The following is an 18,699-nucleotide window of genomic DNA, read 5'->3' on the forward strand; positions in this document are numbered from 1 at the left end:
CTTCACGCGATACGGATGCGAGGGTTGAGGAAGACGTAGCCGATGTCCGAGATCAGCTGCGTCACGAGCACCACGAAGACGGCGACGATGGAGCAGGCCAGAAGCAGCTCGATATCGTTGTTGGAGGCGGCTTGAACCATGGTCCAGCCAAAGCCGTTGTAGTTGAACAGCGTCTCCACGATCACCACGCCGGTCAAAAGCCAGGGGAACTGGAGCATGATGACGGTGAACGGTGCGATCAGCGCGTTGCGGAGCGCGTGCTTGAGGACGATGTTGCGGAAGCTGACGCCTTTGAGGCGCGCGGTGCGGATGTATTGGGCGGTCATGACTTCAGCCATCGAGGCGCGCGTCATGCGGGCGATATAGCCCATGCCGTAGAGCGCGATGGTCACGACCGGCAGGAAGAAGTTCCAGAAGGTGATGCCACCGTCCATGGCGGAGCGTGCGGAGCCGAGGAAGAGTGTGTTGCGGTCGCCGAGCCAGCCGTCGCCCCCCAGCCAGCCCCATTCCGTCAGCGTGCCGGAGATGCCCGCCGTCGAAGACGCGAGGAAGACGATGAAGATCACGCCAGAGACGTATTCTGGCGTCGCGGTCGAAGCGATGGAGAAGGTGGAGAGGGAGCGGTCAAGCCTTGAGCCTTCGCGCATGCCCGCCAGCACGCCCACGATCAGGGCGGCAGGAACCATCAGGGCAAAGGCCCAGAACATCAGGATGCCGGTCAGCTGGAGCCGACCGCCGATGATATTGCCGACCTCGTCATCGGAGACCGTGGAGAAGCCCAAATCGCCTTGCAGCAGGCCGCAACGGGTCGGGGCATCGGCGGGATCCATGCCGAAATCAATGCAACGTCCCGTGATCTCTCCGGTTTCTTCATCCACTTGGGTCCAGCCGGGAACAACGCCCAACCATTCGCCGTAGCGCAGGATCATGGGGCCGCCATATCCGTTATTGTCGAGCCACGAGACGACCTCTGCATCGGTCATGCGGGCATTGCCTTGGGTCTTCGCGAGCTTTTCGAGGTTCGGGAAGAGGTTCGTGAGAAAGAACACCACGAAGGTCAGGCAAAGGGCGGTCAGGATCATCACGCCGGTGCGGCGGAGGATGAAGGCTCCCATGTCGGTCGGTCCCCTGTTGGTCTGGGCGGCGCTTATTGTCTGCGCTTCGCCTGGAAATGGGCATGTCCGCTTATGGTGCGGCTTCGGCCCGGGTGCGGATCACTCCGCCGGATAGAAAACCGGCGCCCCAATCTGGAGCGCCGGTTCTTTGATTAGGCCTCGAAGCCGAGATAGTGGACGTTGATCTCGAACTTCGGATGCATGTCCGCGTTCACGATGCCGGCCTTGTAGTGGCGGAAGAGCGAGCGCCAGTAGGGCTGGATCGTCACACCTTCGTTGACCATGATCGTTTCGATCTGTGCCATCACCTCGCGGCGCGCATCGGCGTCCTGGATGCCGTTGGCCTGGTCGAGGAGGCTGTCGAACTCTTCATTCGCAAAGCCCGACTCATTCCATGGCACACCGGAGCGGTAGGCGAGGTTCAGAACCTGAACGCCAAGCTCGCGGTGGTTCCAGTTCGTGGAGCTGAACGGATAGTTCGCCCAGTCGTTCCAGAAGGTGGAGCCGGGGATGATCGTCCGCGTCACGTTGAAACCTGCGTCGCGCAGCTGTGCTGCCACGGCGTCGGTCGTGTTCTTGCGGTAATCATCGTCGATCGAGATCAGTTCGAACTCGAAGTCAGCATTGCCGGATTCCTCCAGCAGCGCCTGAGCGCCGGCTGGATCGAATGGCAGGGCTGCCACATCGGCATATTCCGGGTGGATCGGGCAGACATGGTGGTTCTGCGCGGTCACGCCCTGGCCGTTGATGCCCAGATCGAGCATCACCTGGTTGTCGCACGCCATGGCAATGGCCTGACGGACGCGGACGTCGTCATAAGGCGCATTGTTCTGGTTCGGACGGATCACCACGGTGGCGGCGGTGGTCACTTCGGACTGGGTCCAGCCGATGGCGGCGAAGAGGTCCACGAATTCACCGACCGTCTCGTAGGTCATGTCGAATTCGTCGGCTTCGGCGCCTGCAAACCACGCGGCGGGGTCCTGGCCAAGGTCAACAAAGACGATCTCGTCGAGGTAGGTTTCACCCCAGTATTCGTGATCTGCCTTGCGCGACAGCGTGGCGGAAACACCCACTTCGTAGTTGGTGATCTCGTACGCGCCGGTGCCCACGCCGTGGTCTGCCGGGTTGGTGCCGATCAGGTCGCGGTGCTGCACGGCCGACGGATAATCCGCGATGCCGGGGACCAGAGTGATATCGGGCGCGGGGTAGGTCACGCGCACGGTGTAGTCATCAACCACTTCGATGGCGCCTTCGCGCGCAACGCCGGTATCCGGGTCAACGAGGCCGCCCATGCGGGTGGACATGGAGTTGCCTTCAACCGTGCTGTCACACCAGCCGATGAAGTTGGCGGCGACGTCTTCGGCGGTGAACGGATCGCCGTTGTTCCAGCTGACGCCCTGACGCACGTTGAGCGTGTAGACGGTTGCATCTTCGTTGGCTTCCCAGCTGTCCAGCAGGACGCCTTCGAACGAGCCGTCTGCGTTGTACTGGATCAGGTATTCGAGGAAGCCACGGGTGACGTTGGCCATCTGCGACCAGTCATAGGTGCGCGGGTCTTTCAGCGCGCGGACTTCCTGCTGGATGCGCAGGGTACCACCAGCGGCGGGCACAGCGCGGTGGCCATCGGCCGCGGCAGGCGACGCACCGATCAGCGAATAGGCTGCGGCAGCGGACAGGCCGAGTGCAGTCGAGCGGACGAGGAATTCGCGGCGGTCAAGTTTGCCATCCTTGTGCTCGCGCGCGTACATCTCGGCGACCGGATGGCTCGTCAAACCCGATTGGGTCTGTACGTGGGTGAAATCTTTCATTTGCGTCGTCTCCCTGTGACGTCTTGGTCTGTTTTTATTTGGGCGCCCATTTTGCCGCGAAGCGGCCCGCGCACCCTCAGCCACATTAGCAACCGTATTGGACACTTGCGTCAACGGTTAGTTGCGCCGACTAAGCGCACGTTTGCGACATCGCCCACGACAAAAACCGACATTGGGCCTAGATGCAACCGGAGATGTATACAGGTTGAGTGTGGGGTGGCCGGCTGGCGGGGACTCAGCTGCGCAGACGCGGCTTGCGAAAATCCTTGGGCGTTTGGCCCACGGCCTGACTGAACGCCCGCGTAAAGTAGGCAGCCGAAGAGAAACCCAATTGCTCGGCCACTTCACGTGCGGGCAGGTCAGTCTCCAGAAGGAGGCGACGCGCCTCGTGCATGATCCGTTCGTTGAGCAGCGCGAGGGCAGGGCGGCCCGCAGCATCGCGGCAGACGCGGCTAAGATGGGTGGGCGTCACATGCAGATCGCGTGCATAATCGGCCACGCCCTTTCCGGTCCGAAAGCCCTGTTCCATGCGTTCGGCGAACATCTCAACCAATTTGTGGGATCGTTCGCGGCGGATCACACCTTCCTGGCGCGCCAATTCGCGTGTCATCCAGGCGGAAATCAGCAGCGAATAAGCCGTCAGCGCACGACCCATGGCAGGCGCGCGGGCGGCAAGTTCGGCCTCGATCTTCTCGACATGAGAGGTGACGGCCGCTTGGCTTTCAATGTTGGACACACGCAGGTGGAACGGCTGGTCCGGCAGGTCGAGACTGGTATCGGGGGGCAGGCAGAGCTCCAACCCCTGGGTCTGTGCGGCCAGTTCGAGGGCCATCGGCACGCGGGCCGGCACAAAGACGGCTGTGTTGGGCCCGTAGCCGCGCGTGATGCAGTTCACCGTCACCCGCCCCTGGCCCCGCGTGATCCAGTAGAGCCGGGCACGCGGCGAGGCGTGCAGATGTTCGATACGCCAAGCCCCTTGCATCCGCAATTTCCCTAGGGACGCGACAGAATGGGCAATGGGACGGCGGGATGCTTCGAACATAGGCGGCAGGGTAGCTTTCGCGCTAGCGCACGCAAGCGGAAAGGCCTTGCGCTTGTTTATGGGAGCGAAAGGTGAGTCCAATCGGCCATATTCGAGCGGAACCAGGTGCGTTGACGTTTGGCGTATTGGCGGCTGGCGATGATTGCGGCTTCGCGGGCGTCATCTAGGGAGAGATGGCCTTGCAGATGGGCGATCAACTCAGGCGCGCCGATGGCTTTTGCGGCGCCTCCGGCCTTTTCCCAGCGGTGCAGGTTTGCGCGGGCTTCTTCGAGTGCGCCTTGTTCGAGCATGAGGTCGAACCGGCGCGCGATACGATCGGCCAGCCAATCCCGGTCGGCGTCCAACAGAATGGGGTAAGTTTTCGAAAGCGGGAGTGCGGGAGGTGGCGTTTCGGTTTGCCAGGCAGAGAGCGGCTTGCCGGTGCTGCGTAGAACCTCCCACCCGCGCTGGATGCGGGTGCGGTTCTGTCGGTCGATGCGGAGGGCGAGGGTGGGGTCTTCGCGGTCCAGGTCTTGTAGCAGTGTCGCGGTGGGCAGGGCATCAGCGGTTGCCCGGATGTCGGGCGGTGTAAGAGGAATTTCGGCCAACCCTTCAGTCAGCGCGCGGAAGTAGAGCCCGGTGCCGCCGACGATGATGGGGCGTTTGCTGAGGAACGGGGTGACATCACGCAGCCATTGGCCGACGCTGTACTCGTCCTCGAACGGCACATGGCCAAACAGGTGGTGGGAGGCTGCGGCCTCCTCCTCAGGCGAAGGGCGCGCGGTCAGGATGCGCCAGCCGTCGTAGACTTGGAGCGCATCGGCGTTCACGATGGGTCTGTTTTGCGCCTGCGCAATCGAGATGGCGAGCGCCGTTTTTCCTGACGCAGTCGGGCCTGCGATCGGGATTGGCACATCGTCCGGAATGGTATCCATGTTAATCAATGGGTTGCGGGCCGTTCTTCATGCTGTCGATCAAAGGCGGTCCGGCGAAAGGAGGGCGTTGAACCGGCGCGGTGTTTAGCCCATTGTTGCGCCGCAAATCAACGAAGGACATCCCCGCCATGACAAGCGACCCCGCCCACACTGCCGCCCGGTACAACCGCGTGATGCTCAAGATCTCGGGTGAGGCCTTGATGGGCGATCAGGGCTTCGGTCTGCACCCGCCGACGGTGGAGCGGATCGCGAAGGAGATCAAATCGGTCCACGACCTCGGCGTGGAGATCTGTCTGGTGATCGGCGGCGGCAACATCTTCCGGGGCCTGCAGGGCAGCGCGCAGGGGATGGAGCGGACGACCGCTGACTATATGGGAATGCTGGCCACCGTCATGAACGCGCTGGCGATGCAAAGCGCGCTGGAAAGCCTTGGCGTGTTCACGCGGGTGATCTCTGCCATCACGATGAATGAGGTGGCCGAGCCCTATATCCGCCGCCGCGCCGTGCGCCACTTGGAAAAGAAGCGGGTTTGCATCTTTGCGGCGGGCACGGGCAACCCGTATTTCACCACCGATACAGCGGCCACCCTGCGGGCATCCGAGATGGCGTGCGAAGCGATCTTCAAGGGCACGAAGGTTGACGGTGTCTACGACAAGGACCCGGCCAAGCACGACGATGCCAAACGGTTCGAGACGGTCAGCTATGACGAAGTTCTGGCGCAGCACCTGGGGGTGATGGACGCCTCCGCGATTGCATTGGCTCGGGAAAATGACCTGCCGATCATCGTCTTCAGCCTCGACGCGCCGGGTGGGTTCCTGTCGATCCTGTCGGGCGAGGGGACGTTCACGAAGGTGTCGGATTGAGGCTCGCGGTTTGCGTCGCGCTGTTCGCATTTCCCTGCGCGGCGGACCCGGTGGCGCTGTCCTTCTTTGAGCGTAACGGATGTGTCGCCTCGGCTGGCGATCTGACTGTCCCGCAGGCTGCTGGCGTGGATGTCGCGGCGATTGATGCGTTTGTCACGGCGCAGATGGCTGTGGGCCATGTGGTCGAGCAAGGCGCCTACACGGTCCTTTCGCCTGAGATATGCACGATCCGACTGCCGGATATCCAAACGGAATGGCGGCTGGATGCGCCGGAAATTCAGGCGATCACTACGGCGGTTGATGACGAGCCGGAATTTCCCGGCTGTTTCCTTGAGGATGTGACGGGGTTCTTTGAGCGTCAGTACCCGGATGATCCGGCGCGCGCCTATGATGAGTGGGTCAGGTTCATTGCGGCCCATATCATTTCGGGAGATGTGCGGTTTTTCAGCGACTCGCCGCTTGCGACGCCGGCCACGTGGCAGGTTGTGACGGGCGCGTGCGCCAATGTCCCGCAGATTGATGCGATCCGTGCCACACACCGTTACATTTCCGATGACGCTTTTGCGCAGGTGATCGCAACCTTGCAGGCCAACGACGCCTGTTTTCAGGAACGCAGCGACAGCCTGCGCGATGCTGTTCTCGCCTTGCAGGGCATCGACCCGGCAACCGGCAGCGCGACCGGCGACGGCCCGGTGAACGCATGGCTGGATACCGAATACCTGATTATTTTTCTGGCCGCAGACTGGTTTATCGGGGATAGCCTGACAGAGCGTGGCATGACGCGCCCGCCCCTTTGCGGCTGGCCATAAGGCGGCCGACTGGCCACATAGATCCCTGCATCTGCACAAAAACCCCTGAAGCTGGGGTGTTGTCGAACCCAAGCCCCGCGGGTTACAAGCAGCGCCAGGTAACAACAATGAACAGGCCCGCGCGATATGTCCGACGATTTCATGCTCGATACCGATGATCTGGAGCGGCGGATGGAAGGGGCGATTTCGTCTCTGCGCACAGAATTCGCCTCGCTGCGCACAGGACGCGCTAGTGCTTCGATGCTGGAGCCGGTGATGGTCGACGCCTACGGCGCAATGACGCCGATCAACCAAGTGGGCACAGTGAATGTCCCCGAACCACGGATGGTTACGGTAAACGTCTGGGACAAGGGCCTTGTCGGCAAGGTAGAAAAGGCGATCCGCGAAAGCGGTCTGGGCATCAATCCGCAGCTCAACGGTACAATCATCATGTTGCCGATCCCCGAGTTGAACGAGGAACGCCGCCGCGAGCTTGGCAAGGTTGCAGGCACCTACGCGGAGAACGCGCGGGTCAGCATCCGCAATATCCGTCGCGACGGGATGGATCAGATCAAGAAAGCGGACACGTCCGAGGATGATGCGAAGTTCTGGGAAGGCGCCGTGCAGGAGCTGACCGATACGTTCATCAAGCGTGTTGATGAGGCGCTGGAGAACAAACAAGAAGAAATCATGCAGGTCTGATGCAATCGCAGACCGCGGCCTGGTGCGGGCCACAGCCCTGATCCAATTGCAGTAGGCGCCCGATGAAAGGACGCTCCCCCATGTCAGACAAGAAAAAGCCCCCGAACATGTTGCGATCATCATGGATGGCAATGGACGTTGGGCGCAAATGCGGCATCGCCCGCGCCTTGTCGGCCACCATGCGGGCGCCAAGCGCGTGCGTGAAGTTGTGCGCGCCTGTCCGGATCTGGGCGTGAAATATCTGACGATCTTTGCGTTCTCGACCGAGAACTGGAAAAGGACGCAGACCGAAGTTGCGGGTCTGATGAAGCTGTTCAAACGCTATATCCGGCGGGAAGCGGAGAACCTGCTGGAAGAGGGCGTGCGGGTGCGGTTCATCGGCGACCGCGTCAAGCTGGAGCCTGCCCTCGTTGACCTGATGGACGGTTTGGAGCTTTTGACCGCTGACAACGACAAGGTGCATCTGACCATAGCGCTCAACTATGGCGGGCGGGACGAGGTGGCGCGCGCGGCGCGGCGGCTGGCCCATGACGTCGAGATGGGCAACCTGAACCCGCGTGATGTCTGTGATGAGACCTTCCCCAAATACCTCGACACCCATGTTTTGCCTGACCCGGATCTGGTGATCCGCACGAGTGGCGAAGCGCGCATCTCGAACTTTTTGCTGTGGCAATCGGCTTACTCGGAATACGAATTTATTGACACGCTTTGGCCGGACTTCACCTCGGACGTCTTCGCGGAAGTTGTGGATCGCTTCGGCGTGCGCGAACGGCGCTTCGGCGCAGTGCCGGTCTGAGGCGCGCCATGGCGGGGGGCCGAAATTCGCGGATCTCGTCCCGCGTGTGCTGTCCGCGCTTGTGCTGCTTGGCGTTGCCGGTGCGGGGCTTTGGTTCGGGGGGCTTGTGCTGGCGCTGTTGCTGGCCGTCTTCGGCGCGGTGATGCTGTGGGAATATTTCCGACTGATCATCCGGCTGACAAAACCGTTTGCCCGGATTGCGACGATCCTGTCTTCGGCCTTGCTGGCGCTGGCGCTGATCCTTGAGCATCGCTTGGTGCAGGAGACAGATGGTGTTTTGGCGGTCTCGCCCGTCGCGATGGGCGTTCTGGGTGTCACGATGGTGGTCGTTATGATCCCCGTGCGCAAAAGCCGGTTGGAGACGCTGTTTGGTGCGATGATCCCGTTGGCGACCTTTCTCTTCTTCTTCCTTCACCAATCGGTGCCGTTGGCGATGTGGCTGGTTGTGGCCGTCGTGATCTCCACCGACGTTGCGGGGTATTTCTTTGGAAAGCTGATTGGCGGCCCGAAATTCTGGCCGAGCCTGAGCCCCAACAAGACCTGGGCCGGAACGGTGTCGGGTTGGGTCATGGCCGCGATCATTGCGATTGCCGTGAGCCTCCGGGCGAGTGATCCGGTCTCAACCACGATTGTTGGCGTGATATTCCTGGTCTTTGTGGCCTTTGCTGCGCAGCTTGCCGATATCGCAGAGAGTGCCTTGAAGCGTCGGGCCGGGGTCAAGGACAGCTCGAAGATTATCCCGGGCCATGGCGGCGCGCTGGACCGGTTTGACGGAATGCTTGGGGCATTCACGGTTGCGGGGCTGGTCTTTGTGCTGGCGGGCTTCACGGTGTCGCTGTGAGCGTCAGTTCGGCTGGCACGCGACGGGTTTCGATCTTCGGGGCCACAGGCTCCATCGGGCAGAACACCCTCGACCTGATTGCGCGCGACCCAGACGCTTATGACGTCGTGGCCCTGACCGGGGCCTCCAACATTGCCCAACTCGCCGCAGATGCGAAGAGGTTGGGCGCGCAGATCGCGGTTACCGCCGAGGAGGGGCTGCTGCCCGACCTGCGTGCGGCGCTGGAGGGGTCAGGAATTGAGGCCGCGGCGGGGGAGGCTGCGCTGCTGGAGGCCGCTGACCGACCGGCGGACTGGATCATGTCGGCCATTGTGGGTGCGGCGGGTTTGGCGCCGGGTTTTCGCGCGCTGCGCCATGGCACCACTTTGGCGCTGGCCAATAAGGAAAGCCTAGTGACGGCGGGCCCACTTCTTCTGCAAGAAGCGCGCACCCATGGCGCCACGATCTTGCCGGTCGATTCGGAGCATTCGGCCGTATTTCAGGGCCTTGTGGGTGAGGATATGGCCGCGGTGGAGCGGATCATCATCACCGCCTCTGGCGGCGGCTTGCGTGATTGGCCTGTTGACGCGCTGGCTTCTGCCACGCCTGAAGATGCGGGGGCGCATCCGAACTGGGATATGGGTCAGCGGATCACGATTGATAGCGCGTCGATGTTCAACAAGGCGATGGAGCTGATCGAAACCAAGGAATTCTTCGGCGTAGCTCCTGCCCAAATCGAGACGGTCATTCACCCGCAGAGCATCGTGCACGCCCTTGTTGGCTTTAACGATGGGGCATTGATGGCCCATCTGGGCGCGCCGGACATGCGGCACGCCATTGGCTATGCGCTCAACTACCCGGATCGCAAACATTTGCCCGTGTCCCGTATCGACCTTACTGAACTGGCGACACTGGAATTCTATGCCGCCTGCGAGACGCGATACCCGGCGCTGAAAATCGCGCGTGCGGTGATGGAAACGGGCGGCCATGCGGGCTGCGTGTTCAACGCAGCCAAGGAAATCGCGCTAGACGGATTTCTGGCGGGTCGCATCGGTTTTATGGACATGAGCGGCGTTGTTGAGGCCACACTTGACGCGATCTCGTCAAAGATCGGCCTTTCAAATGCCGTTGATACCCTTGAGGACGTCCTGCAAACGGACCAAATGGCACGTAAGACAGCCTGGACCATGATCGAGCACCACGAAGAAAAGGCATAGTTGATGGATCTTCTTCCCGCATTCGGCAATTTCGGCTTCACCCTGGTGGCGTTCGTTGCTGCCTTGTCGATCATCGTGGCGATCCACGAATACGGTCACTACATCGTTGGCCGCTGGTCGGGCATTCATGCGGAGGTCTTTTCAATCGGTTTTGGCCCGGTCCTGTTCAGCCGCGTCGACAAACGCGGTACGCGTTGGCAATTGGCCGCGCTGCCGTTTGGCGGCTATGTGAAATTCCTGGGCGACGCGAATGCGGCCTCGGCGGGTGCCGATGGGGCTGTTCTGGATGCGCTCGACCCGACGGAACGGCGTCGTTCCATGCCCGGTGCGCCATTATGGGCCAGGGCTGCAACCGTTGCGGCAGGCCCGATCTTCAACTTCATCCTCTCCATCGCGATTTTTGCGGGCATCGTCATGGTCAGCGGTCAGGCTGTGGATGAAGCGCGCGTGGGCGCCCCCAAAGCGTTGCCGCCAGAGGTGGTCACGCTGGAGCCCGGCGATCTGATCACGGCCATCGAAGGCCAGCCGGTCGAAGAGTTGCAGGACCTGTTCACGCTGGCCCGCGATCTGGAACCGGCGCCTTTGCTGACCTACGACATCGTGCGCAACGACGAAGCCATTCAGGTCGAAGCGGCCTTTCCGATGATGCCCATCGTGCAAAGTGTAGCGCCGCAATCTGCGGCCATTGCAGCCGGCATCGAAGAGGGCGATGTGATCCTGAGTGTGGATGGAACGCCCATCCACGGCTTCAGCCAGCTGCGCGATTTTGTTGATGCGTCTGAAGGCACGCCTTTGGCGCTGGAAGTGTGGCGCGCCGGTGAGATCCTGAACCTGACACTGAGCCCACGCCAGACCGACATTCCGACCGGGGATGGGTTCGAGACGCGGTGGTTGATCGGCATCACCGGCGGATTGATTTTTGACCCAGAGCGGCAGGGTGTCGGCCCATGGGCTGCGCTCACCTATGGCGTCAACCAGGTTGGTTTCATTATCGAAAGCTCGCTGGATGGCCTGTGGCACATCATCACTGGCGCGATCTCAAGCTGTAACCTGCAAGGGCCTATCGGCATTGCAGAAACGTCTGGCGCGGCGGCGAGCCAGGGCCTCGACAACTTCATCTGGTTCATTGCCGTTCTGTCGACGGCGGTTGGCCTGCTGAACCTGTTCCCGATTCCTGTTCTGGACGGTGGGCATCTAGTGTTCCACGCCTATGAAGGCGTCACCGGGAAGCCACCGTCGGACAAGGTGCTGCGCGTGTTCATGTCCGTGGGTTTGGCGATGCTTCTGTCGCTGATGCTCTTCGCACTGACCAACGACATCTGGTGCTGAACTGGTTTGAGATTTGGGGGCAGCGAAACCCCCAAATCTCCACCCTCGGAACACGGTTCTGACACATTTTAACGCGATCAAAGGGGCAGTTCTTCTTTGATTGGACCAGTGACCCATGCGTTATATCGCCCAAAGCACCCGCGGCATGACCCAGCTTATGATGCTGAACATGGACCGCTTTCTGACACCGCTTCTGATCGTGGCGGCGTTGACCTTGGCGGGTTGGGTCTTTGCGATGGCGCAACCCTGGTAAGGCGGCGTTAGGACGCCCTTAACCCTCACATCAAAAACAATTATCCGGCGGCCACGGAACTGTGCCGCCGTGCTGGATTCGCCACAGGTTGTGACAATCGGCGAGAAAGGCACAACACTTCCACATCATGCGTTTGACTACCCTTTGGGGGCAGGATACCCAGTGAGTGTCTGCAAATTTGACCAATGGGTGGGATTCTATGGTCCTCCGTGCTTTTTCGCACTTGTCTGGCTTCGCTGGACGTATCGCGACCCTCGCATTGATTGTGTGTGTGCTGCTGTTGTCGGCGCCTCTGGCAACCGCGCAGTCGTTTAATTTCAATAACTTCGATGTTCAGGGCAATGTGCGCACCAATGATGCGTCTGTGCTGGAAGTGGCTGGTATCACGCCGGGCCAATCCGTCTCGGCGGGTCAGGTCAACGATGCGCTTCAGCGGCTTCAGAACTCCGGCCTGTTTGAGCGGGTCGAGGTTGCGCCGCGCGGCAATACGCTGGTCATCACCGTTGTGGAATTCCCGACGATCAACCGGATTTCCATTGAGGGGAACCGCCGGCTGGATGACGAAGATCTGCTGACCGTCATCTCCTCCACACCGCGCCGTGTTTATTCGCCAGTGACGGCCGAACGGGACGCGGCCGCAATTGCGGAGGCCTATCGCGAATCTGGTCGCTTGACCGCGACCGCCGTGCCGCAGATCATCCGCCGTGATGAAGGCCGTGTTGATCTGGTGTTCGAAGTGACAGAGGGCGCGGTCGTTGAAACGCAGCGCATCGCATTTGTCGGCAACAGGGATTATTCGGACCGCCGCCTGCGTCAGGTGCTGGAAAGCACCCAGGCTGGTTTGTTCCGGGCGTTGATCCGGTCGGACACGTTCATCCAGGACCGCATCGCGCTGGATCAGCAATTGCTGACCGATTTCTACCAGGATCGTGGCTATATCGACTTTGAAATCCTCTCGGTCACGCCGGAATTGAGCCGCGACCGTGGCGCATACTTCGTGACGTTCAACATCCGTGAGGGGCAGAGCTACCGGATCGGGAATGTTGGCGTACGGTCGGAGCTTCCGGGCGCGAATGCAACAGACTTCGAGGGCGCGATCAACATCCGCCAGGGTGTCCGTTACAGCCCGCGCATTATCGACAACGTCGTGACGCGGATGGAAAACCTCGCCGCTGACCAGGGCCTGCGCTTTGTGCGTATCGAGCCAGTCGTGACGCGAGACGATGCAAACCTCATCGTGAACGTTGAGTTCGTGATTTCGCGCGGTGAGCGCGTGTTTGTGGAGCGCATCGATATTGAGGGCAACCAGACGACGCTTGACCGAGTGATCCGCCGCCAGTTCGACGTGGTGGAAGGCGATCCGTTGGATCCGTCGCAAATTCGCGCAGCCGCCGAGCGCATTCGCGCCACGGGCTTCTTTGCGGACGTGCAGGTTGAAGGCCGCCCGGGCACCTCGTCCGAGCAGGTCATCATCGACGTGGATGTTGAAGAGCAGCCCACAGGCTCGCTCGGCTTCTCGGCCAGCTATTCGACCGATAGCGGGGCGGGCTTTGCGATCAACTTCTCGGAAGAGAACTTCCTGGGTCGAGGGCAAGCGGTTGCGTTGAGCTTGAACACCGTCGACGGCTCGCAAGCGCTGACCTTCTCGTTTGAAGAACCGGCCTTCCTGCGCCGCGACCTCGCGGCGGGCTTGACGGCGTACTATCAGCAGACGCAGCAGCAGAACAACGCGAGCTTTGATACCGTTCGCTATGGGGTTGGTGTTGGATTTGCGTTCCCCGTGAGCGAGAACGGCCGCCTGCGTGTCTTCTATAACTACGACCATGACGAAGTGGCCGGGTTGGACGATACCGCTGGTGTGAACTCTCCGATCCTGCTGAACGAGCCGTTGGAAGCAGATACCTCGCGGGTTGGCTTTACCTACAGCTTTGACAACCGCGATACCGGTTTGAACCCCAACGCGGGCGTCGCGTTCGCGTTTACGGGTGAGTATGCAGGTTTGGGTGGTGACACGGAGTTCTTCCGCTCGGAAGTGCGTGCCGTGGCTGAAACCCGTGTGGCGCGTGAAGAGATTACCTTGCGGGCGACTTTCGAGGGCGGTGCGATCAACGCGCTTGATGATGACGGCACCCGGATCGCCAACCGCTTCTCCTTGAACTCACGCCAGATGCGCGGGTTTGAAAGTGGGGGGCTCGGACCGCGTGATACCGCTGCGGCCAACCAAAACTTCTTGGGCGGCAACTATTTTGCCGTGGCACGTTTCGAGGCTGCTTTCCCGCTTCCATTGCCTGATGAATACGGCATTTCCGGTGGTGTGTTTGCGGATGTTGGCTCTGTCTGGGGTTTGGATGACACCACGGGAGTTGGTGGCCCGGGTTCGGTTGACGACAGCTTCATCCTACGGTCCGCAGTCGGCGTTTCGATCTTCTGGGACACGGCACTTGGGCCGCTGCGGTTCAACTTCTCGCATCCCATCCAGTACGAGGATTATGACCGGACCCGCAACTTCGACTTCACCGTCGAGGCGCGTTTCTGATCGTCATGGGAACCTTGACCAATGGTCTTTGCGCCGCCGCCCTTGGGTTGGCGGCGCTTGCATTCGCACCGCCTGCGGCATCGCAAACGGGCCCGGTGCGGAATGATGTCCTTGTGCTGAACCAGGACCGGCTGCTGAACCAAACAGACTATGGAGCACGCATTCAGCAGGAATTGGAGGCCGCGTCCGTGGCACTTGCGGCGGAAAATCGGCGGATCGAAGAGCAGCTTACCACCGAAGAGCTTGAGTTGACGGATTTGCGTCAGACCCTTCCGGCAGACGAATTCCGCGTGCTTGCGGATGAATTCGACACCCGGGTCAGCGCAATCCGGGCCGCACAGGATGCCAAAACCCGTGATCTGCAAGCGCAGGCTGAGGCGGCGCGCCAGAGGTTTTTCGAGGAAACCGTACCCATATTGCTGGAATTGGTGGAGGAACGCGGTGCATCCGTGTTGATGGACAGCCGCACGGTTCTTTTGTCGGCAGGTGGTGTGGATATCACCGAGGCAGCGATTGATGTGATCAATGAACGGCTGGGGCGCGGGGGCGATGAACCGCTGATTGCGATCCCCGGTCTTTCGACTGGTCCGCAAGATGACTAGCCCACGACTTGCCGCGCGCGGGCTGAGTTGCTAGGCCACCGCGAACACACGCCCTAACGCCGGAGCAGCTTCCATGACGGTCGACACTCAGACCACCGCCGATATCGACCTGATCCAGCGCATTCTGCCGCATCGCTACCCGTTTTTGTTGATCGACAAGGTCCGCGAAATTGAGGCGTTCAAATCCGCGACCGGCATCAAGAATGTCACTGTGAACGAGCCGCATTTCCAAGGCCATTTTCCCGGTGTCCCGATCATGCCCGGTGTCACGATTGTCGAAGCGATGGCGCAAACTGCGGCTGTGATGGTGGGCGTTTCTGCCGACTTGGCGGACAAGAATTTCCTCGTCTATTTCATGGGCATCGACAGCTGCAAGTTCCGCCGCAAGGTGGTGCCGGGGGACGTGCTTGAACTGCACGTCACGACCCTGCGCGGCAAGCCCGGCGGCAAGGTCTGGAAGTTTGAGGGCCGCGCCGAGGTGGAGGGTGAGCTGGCCTGCGAATGCAGCTTCACCGCCATGATGGATTTGCCGCAAGGAGCCGCTTGATGGCGGTTGATCCTGCGGCGCGCATTCACTCCTCGGCGGTGATCGAAGACGGTGCCACGATTGGACCGGGATGCGAGATCGGCCCGTTTTGCGTTGTGGGACCCGAGGTGACAATCGGCGCCGACGTTGTTCTGAAATCCCACGTGGTTGTCACCGGTTGGACTGATATCGGCGATGGGTGCGAGATTTTCTCCTTCGCGTCGATTGGTGAAATCCCGCAGGACAAGAAATTCGGTGGGGAACGGACCCGCCTGATCGTCGGCAAGCGCAATCGCATTCGCGAAGGCGTGACGATGAATACCGGCACACAGGGTGGTGGTGGCGTCACACGCGTGGGCGATGACGGGCTATTCCTGGCCAATTGCCATGTGGCCCATGACTGTATTGTGGGCGACCGCGTTGTGATGGTGAATTCCTCGGCGCTCGCCGGGCATTGTATCGTGGGCGATGACGTGATCCTGGGCGGGCTTTCGGGCGTGCATCAGTTCGTCCGCATCGGGCGTGGTGTGATCGTTGGCGCGCTGAGCATGGTGACGAATGATGTCATTCCCTACGGTCTGGTGCAGGGGCCGCGGGGCCGGTTGGACGGGTTGAACCTAGTCGGGCTCAAACGCCGGGGCGTGGCAAAGGCCGATATCACAGCCCTGCGCGCGGCGCTTCAGGCGCTCAAGCAAGGCGAAGGGGCGTCGTTTCAGGAACGCGCCAGACGGCTTGGCGACAGTGACGAGATTGACAGTGATTACGTTCGCGACATCGTCGACTTCGTCATGGGCGAAAGCGACCGATCCTATCTGACGCCGGAGTGATGTGATGCGTGCAATTCTTGCCGGTGGCGGCGCCTTGCCGCGCCTCTTGCTCGAGGCAGAGATAGCCTATGTGGTCCAGTTCAAGGGCACGGTGATCGACCGTCACAAGGGGCCGCCGATCAAGGCACGGTTTGAACAACTGGGTAAGCTGTTCGACGATTTGCGCGCCAAGGACGTCACGGAAGTGTGCCTGGCCGGTTCGATGGGCCGTCCGTCGTTGGACCCCGTTGCGTTTGACCCGTTCACGGCGGCCAAGATGCCAATGCTTATGCAAGCCATGGGGCAGGGTGATGATGCGCTGCTGCGGGCTGTCGTTGGCATCATTGAAAGCGAAGGCTTTTCGATCGTCGCCGCCCATGACATTCGGCCCGATCTGGTCGTGCCCGCGGGTGTCATTGCGGGCGCACCAATGGGCGGGCGCGACGCCGCACGGGGGCGGGCGGTTCTGGAGGCATTGGGGCCATTGGATGTTGGCCAAGGGGCTGTCGTCGGCAAGGGCCAGGTTCTGGGGATCGAAACGCTGCAAGGGACGGAGGCCTTGTTGCGGTTCGTGGCACAGACCGCCAAGGGCTCTGGCGGCGTGTTCGTCAAGCGCCCCAAAGCGGGCCAAGACTTGCGCATGGACATGCCGGCCATTGGCGTTGAGACGATCCATCAGGTCGCAGCTGCCGGATTGTCGGGCATTGAGGTTGCGCCGGGCGAGGTTCTTTTGCTGGATCGTCCTGCGATTGAGGCCGCCTGCGCCGAGACAGGGGTGAACCTGTGGGCGGGTCCGTGACGTGGGCGCGCCGCTAAAGCTGTTCCTTGTTGCGGGGAGCCTTCGGGTGACCGCTTGGGGGCGCTTTGCTTGCGGGCTTTGAGGCTGCTGGATCTGACGTATCGGCGCACGGGGTGGGTGGCCCTGACATGGCCGCGCAAGGCATGGACTCGCTTTTCGCTTATGAGGAACTAGCCGTGATGGGCATTGCGGAGGTGCTTCCCAAATATCGCCAGCTCAAGCGACGGATTGCACAAACGGCGGAGGCGGCCATCGCCTCAGGCGCCGATGCGTTGATCACAATCGACAGCCCTGATTTCGGTCTGCGCGTGGCCAAACAGGTGAAAGCCGTGCGACCAGAGATGAAGACGATTCACTACGTCGCGCCGTCTGTTTGGGCATGGCGCCCGGGGCGCGCTGCGAAGATGGCGAAGGTCATCGACCATGTGCTTGCCCTGCTGCCGTTCGAGCCGCCTTATATGGAGGCGGCCGGGATGACGTGCGACTTTGTCGGCCATCCGGTCGTGGCGGAGCCCGTCGCCTCGGCCGATGAGGCACGGGCCTTCCGGGCGGCACACGGCATAGCTGCCGAGGACAGGCTGGTTCTTGTGCTGCCGGGTTCGCGCCGGTCAGAGGTGGCGCGGCTGGCGCCGATCTTTGGTGAGGCGCTGGATGGCCTGCAAGCGAAGCTGGTTCTGCCGACACTGCCCCATATTCGGGAGACGGTGACCGCGCTGACCCGCACCTGGGCCACCCCTCCGCTGATCATCGATGCCACAGATCTACCAACCAAACGCGCGGCCTTTGCCGCGGCGGATGTGGCCTTGGCGGCCTCTGGCACCGTGTCACTGGAGCTTGCCGCAAGTCGGACACCGATGGTGATCGCCTATGATTTCAACTGGGTCACGCGCGCACTGGTCAAACGGGCGATCCGGGTGGACACGGTGACATTGGTGAATCTTGTGTCCGAGACGCGCACGGTCCCGGAATTTCTGGCTGAGAATTGCCGACCCGATCTGATCCGTGCTGGACTGCTTGGCGTGCTGGCGGACCCGTCCGGCCAGCGTGCAGCGATGGAACAAACGATGCTGCGTTTGGGCGAAGGCGGTGATGCGCCGGGACTTCGGGCCGCGCAATCGGTGTTGCGCGTGCTTAGAGCACTTTGCGTTTGATTTGAATCGCAACCCGCTGCCTCGCGCCGATGGCGCGAACGCGGAACGCGGAACGCGGAACGCGATGAGAGTGCCTCGGATAAAAAGCGCAAAGTGCTTTAGCTGACGAAATCCGCCACTATTGCGCCCGCCATTTTCTGCAATGCGTTTGGGTTGATGGGAAAGATATGGCGCGGCGTACCGGCGGCGGCATATACGGTATCGAACTCTGACAGGCGTGGGTCCCACCAGGCCCGGATTGGGTTGAGATGGCCGATGGGGGCGACGCCACCAATCGCAAAGCCCGTCTGCGCGCGGATTAATCCGGCATCGGCTTTGCCCAGGGGCTCACCCGCCACGGCACTGGCCTTTTTTGCATCTACCTGATTGCCGCCTGCCGTGACGAAGAGGACGGCGGCGCCGCTCGTCTCACCACGGAAAATAATCGATTTGGCAATCTGGTCCAATGCGCATCCTGCAGCGGCGGCAGCCTCGGCGGCTGTACGAGTGCCATCCGCCATTTCCAGCACATCGACATCCAGCCCGGCCTCTTCCAGCGCCTGTTTCACCCTTTTCAACGACTTCGACATGATCACCTGCTTGCCAATCCCGCCGGACCTTACAAGGATCACATTCGGTCACAAGAGGGCAGA

At 61.3% G+C, this 18,699-nt stretch carries 16 protein-coding genes and 2 pseudogenes; 13 read left to right on the plus strand and 5 right to left on the minus strand.

What is annotated here, in order from left to right:
• Nucleotides 1-2 precede the first annotated feature (2 nt).
• The 4 genes from ACZ1HK_RS00690 to miaA all read right to left on the minus strand — a co-directional run bounded on the left by ACZ1HK_RS00690 (nt 3) and on the right by miaA (nt 4,879).
• Nucleotides 3-1,115, minus strand: coding sequence for an ABC transporter permease (locus tag ACZ1HK_RS00690; protein WP_472627051.1), 1,113 nt, complete (start codon nt 1,113-1,115; stop codon nt 3-5).
• A 152-nt stretch (nt 1,116-1,267) separates the two neighbouring features.
• Complete coding sequence (locus tag ACZ1HK_RS00695) at nt 1,268-2,923, minus strand: ABC transporter substrate-binding protein (RefSeq protein WP_472627052.1); 1,656 nt, start codon at nt 2,921-2,923, stop codon at nt 1,268-1,270.
• A gap of 235 nt (nt 2,924-3,158) precedes the next feature.
• Entirely contained in the window at nt 3,159-3,905 is a 747-nt protein-coding gene (locus ACZ1HK_RS00700) for an AraC family transcriptional regulator (protein WP_472627053.1), read from the minus strand.
• Between the two features lie 116 nt (nt 3,906-4,021).
• Complete coding sequence (miaA, locus tag ACZ1HK_RS00705) at nt 4,022-4,879, minus strand: tRNA (adenosine(37)-N6)-dimethylallyltransferase MiaA (RefSeq protein WP_472627054.1); 858 nt, start codon at nt 4,877-4,879, stop codon at nt 4,022-4,024.
• A gap of 128 nt (nt 4,880-5,007) precedes the next feature.
• Between miaA and pyrH the strand changes: the two genes are divergently transcribed.
• The 13 genes and pseudogenes from pyrH (at nt 5,008) to lpxB (ending at nt 18,067) form a co-directional block, all read left to right on the plus strand.
• A complete protein-coding gene (gene pyrH / locus ACZ1HK_RS00710; RefSeq protein WP_368474896.1) occupies nt 5,008-5,742 on the plus strand; it encodes a UMP kinase in 735 nt (244 codons plus the stop codon).
• On the plus strand, nt 5,739-6,551 hold the full coding sequence (locus ACZ1HK_RS00715) for a hypothetical protein (RefSeq protein WP_472627055.1): 813 nt from the start codon (nt 5,739-5,741) through the stop codon (nt 6,549-6,551). The genes pyrH and ACZ1HK_RS00715 overlap by 4 nt, the downstream gene beginning before the upstream one ends.
• Nucleotides 6,552-6,677: 126 nt before the next feature.
• The gene (frr, locus tag ACZ1HK_RS00720; RefSeq protein WP_472627056.1) at nt 6,678-7,232 is read left to right on the plus strand and encodes a ribosome recycling factor; all 555 of its coding nucleotides are present in this window, start codon (nt 6,678-6,680) and stop codon (nt 7,230-7,232) included.
• Nucleotides 7,233-7,332: 100 nt separating this feature from the next.
• A pseudogene (gene uppS / locus ACZ1HK_RS00725) lies at nt 7,333-8,028 on the plus strand (polyprenyl diphosphate synthase); the annotation flags it as partial.
• Nucleotides 8,029-8,074: 46 nt separating this feature from the next.
• Nucleotides 8,075-8,869 (plus strand): phosphatidate cytidylyltransferase, encoded by a 795-nt coding sequence (locus tag ACZ1HK_RS00730; protein WP_472627057.1) that lies wholly within the window; start codon nt 8,075-8,077, stop codon nt 8,867-8,869.
• Nucleotides 8,866-10,065, plus strand: coding sequence for a 1-deoxy-D-xylulose-5-phosphate reductoisomerase (gene dxr / locus ACZ1HK_RS00735; protein WP_472627058.1), 1,200 nt, complete (start codon nt 8,866-8,868; stop codon nt 10,063-10,065). Before ACZ1HK_RS00730 ends, dxr begins: the two co-directional genes overlap by 4 nt.
• 3 nt (nt 10,066-10,068) lie before the next feature.
• A complete protein-coding gene (rseP, locus tag ACZ1HK_RS00740; RefSeq protein WP_472627059.1) occupies nt 10,069-11,394 on the plus strand; it encodes an RIP metalloprotease RseP in 1,326 nt (441 codons plus the stop codon).
• Nucleotides 11,395-11,846: 452 nt separating this feature from the next.
• The gene (gene bamA, locus ACZ1HK_RS00745; protein ID WP_472627060.1) at nt 11,847-14,183 is read left to right on the plus strand and encodes an outer membrane protein assembly factor BamA; all 2,337 of its coding nucleotides are present in this window, start codon (nt 11,847-11,849) and stop codon (nt 14,181-14,183) included.
• Nucleotides 14,184-14,197: 14 nt separating this feature from the next.
• Entirely contained in the window at nt 14,198-14,785 is a 588-nt protein-coding gene (locus ACZ1HK_RS00750) for an OmpH/Skp family outer membrane protein (RefSeq protein WP_472627061.1), read from the plus strand.
• A 73-nt stretch (nt 14,786-14,858) separates the two neighbouring features.
• Nucleotides 14,859-15,332, plus strand: a complete 474-nt coding sequence (gene fabZ / locus ACZ1HK_RS00755; protein ID WP_472627062.1) for a 3-hydroxyacyl-ACP dehydratase FabZ — start codon at nt 14,859-14,861, stop codon at nt 15,330-15,332.
• Entirely contained in the window at nt 15,332-16,138 is an 807-nt protein-coding gene (gene lpxA / locus ACZ1HK_RS00760) for an acyl-ACP--UDP-N-acetylglucosamine O-acyltransferase (RefSeq protein ID WP_472627063.1), read from the plus strand. The genes fabZ and lpxA overlap by 1 nt, the downstream gene beginning before the upstream one ends.
• 4 nt (nt 16,139-16,142) lie before the next feature.
• The gene (locus ACZ1HK_RS00765; protein WP_472627064.1) at nt 16,143-16,916 is read left to right on the plus strand and encodes an LpxI family protein; all 774 of its coding nucleotides are present in this window, start codon (nt 16,143-16,145) and stop codon (nt 16,914-16,916) included.
• Nucleotide 16,917: 1 nt separating this feature from the next.
• Nucleotides 16,918-18,067: pseudogene (gene lpxB / locus ACZ1HK_RS00770) on the plus strand (lipid-A-disaccharide synthase).
• Between the two features lie 98 nt (nt 18,068-18,165).
• On the opposite strand, the gene ACZ1HK_RS00775 reads toward lpxB, so the two are convergent.
• A complete protein-coding gene (locus ACZ1HK_RS00775) occupies nt 18,166-18,636 on the minus strand; it encodes a YbaK/EbsC family protein (RefSeq protein ID WP_472627065.1) in 471 nt (156 codons plus the stop codon).
• Nucleotides 18,637-18,699 lie beyond the last annotated feature (63 nt).

The organism is Gymnodinialimonas sp. JB5-7 (genome assembly GCF_055693405.1).

Coding starts and splice junctions, on each gene's coding strand:
- ACZ1HK_RS00690 (WP_472627051.1), bottom strand. CDS start 1,115: ATGGGAGCCTTCATCCTCCGCCGCACCGGCGTGATGATCCTGACCGCC.
- ACZ1HK_RS00695 (WP_472627052.1), bottom strand. CDS start 2,923: ATGAAAGATTTCACCCACGTACAGACCCAATCGGGTTTGACGAGCCAT.
- ACZ1HK_RS00700 (WP_472627053.1), bottom strand. CDS start 3,905: ATGCAAGGGGCTTGGCGTATCGAACATCTGCACGCCTCGCCGCGTGCC.
- miaA (WP_472627054.1), bottom strand. CDS start 4,879: ATGGATACCATTCCGGACGATGTGCCAATCCCGATCGCAGGCCCGACT.
- pyrH (WP_368474896.1), top strand. CDS start 5,008: ATGACAAGCGACCCCGCCCACACTGCCGCCCGGTACAACCGCGTGATG.
- frr (WP_472627056.1), top strand. CDS start 6,678: ATGTCCGACGATTTCATGCTCGATACCGATGATCTGGAGCGGCGGATG.
- rseP (WP_472627059.1), top strand. CDS start 10,069: ATGGATCTTCTTCCCGCATTCGGCAATTTCGGCTTCACCCTGGTGGCG.
- bamA (WP_472627060.1), top strand. CDS start 11,847: ATGGTCCTCCGTGCTTTTTCGCACTTGTCTGGCTTCGCTGGACGTATC.
- fabZ (WP_472627062.1), top strand. CDS start 14,859: ATGACGGTCGACACTCAGACCACCGCCGATATCGACCTGATCCAGCGC.
- lpxA (WP_472627063.1), top strand. CDS start 15,332: ATGGCGGTTGATCCTGCGGCGCGCATTCACTCCTCGGCGGTGATCGAA.
- ACZ1HK_RS00765 (WP_472627064.1), top strand. CDS start 16,143: ATGCGTGCAATTCTTGCCGGTGGCGGCGCCTTGCCGCGCCTCTTGCTC.
- ACZ1HK_RS00775 (WP_472627065.1), bottom strand. CDS start 18,636: ATGTCGAAGTCGTTGAAAAGGGTGAAACAGGCGCTGGAAGAGGCCGGG.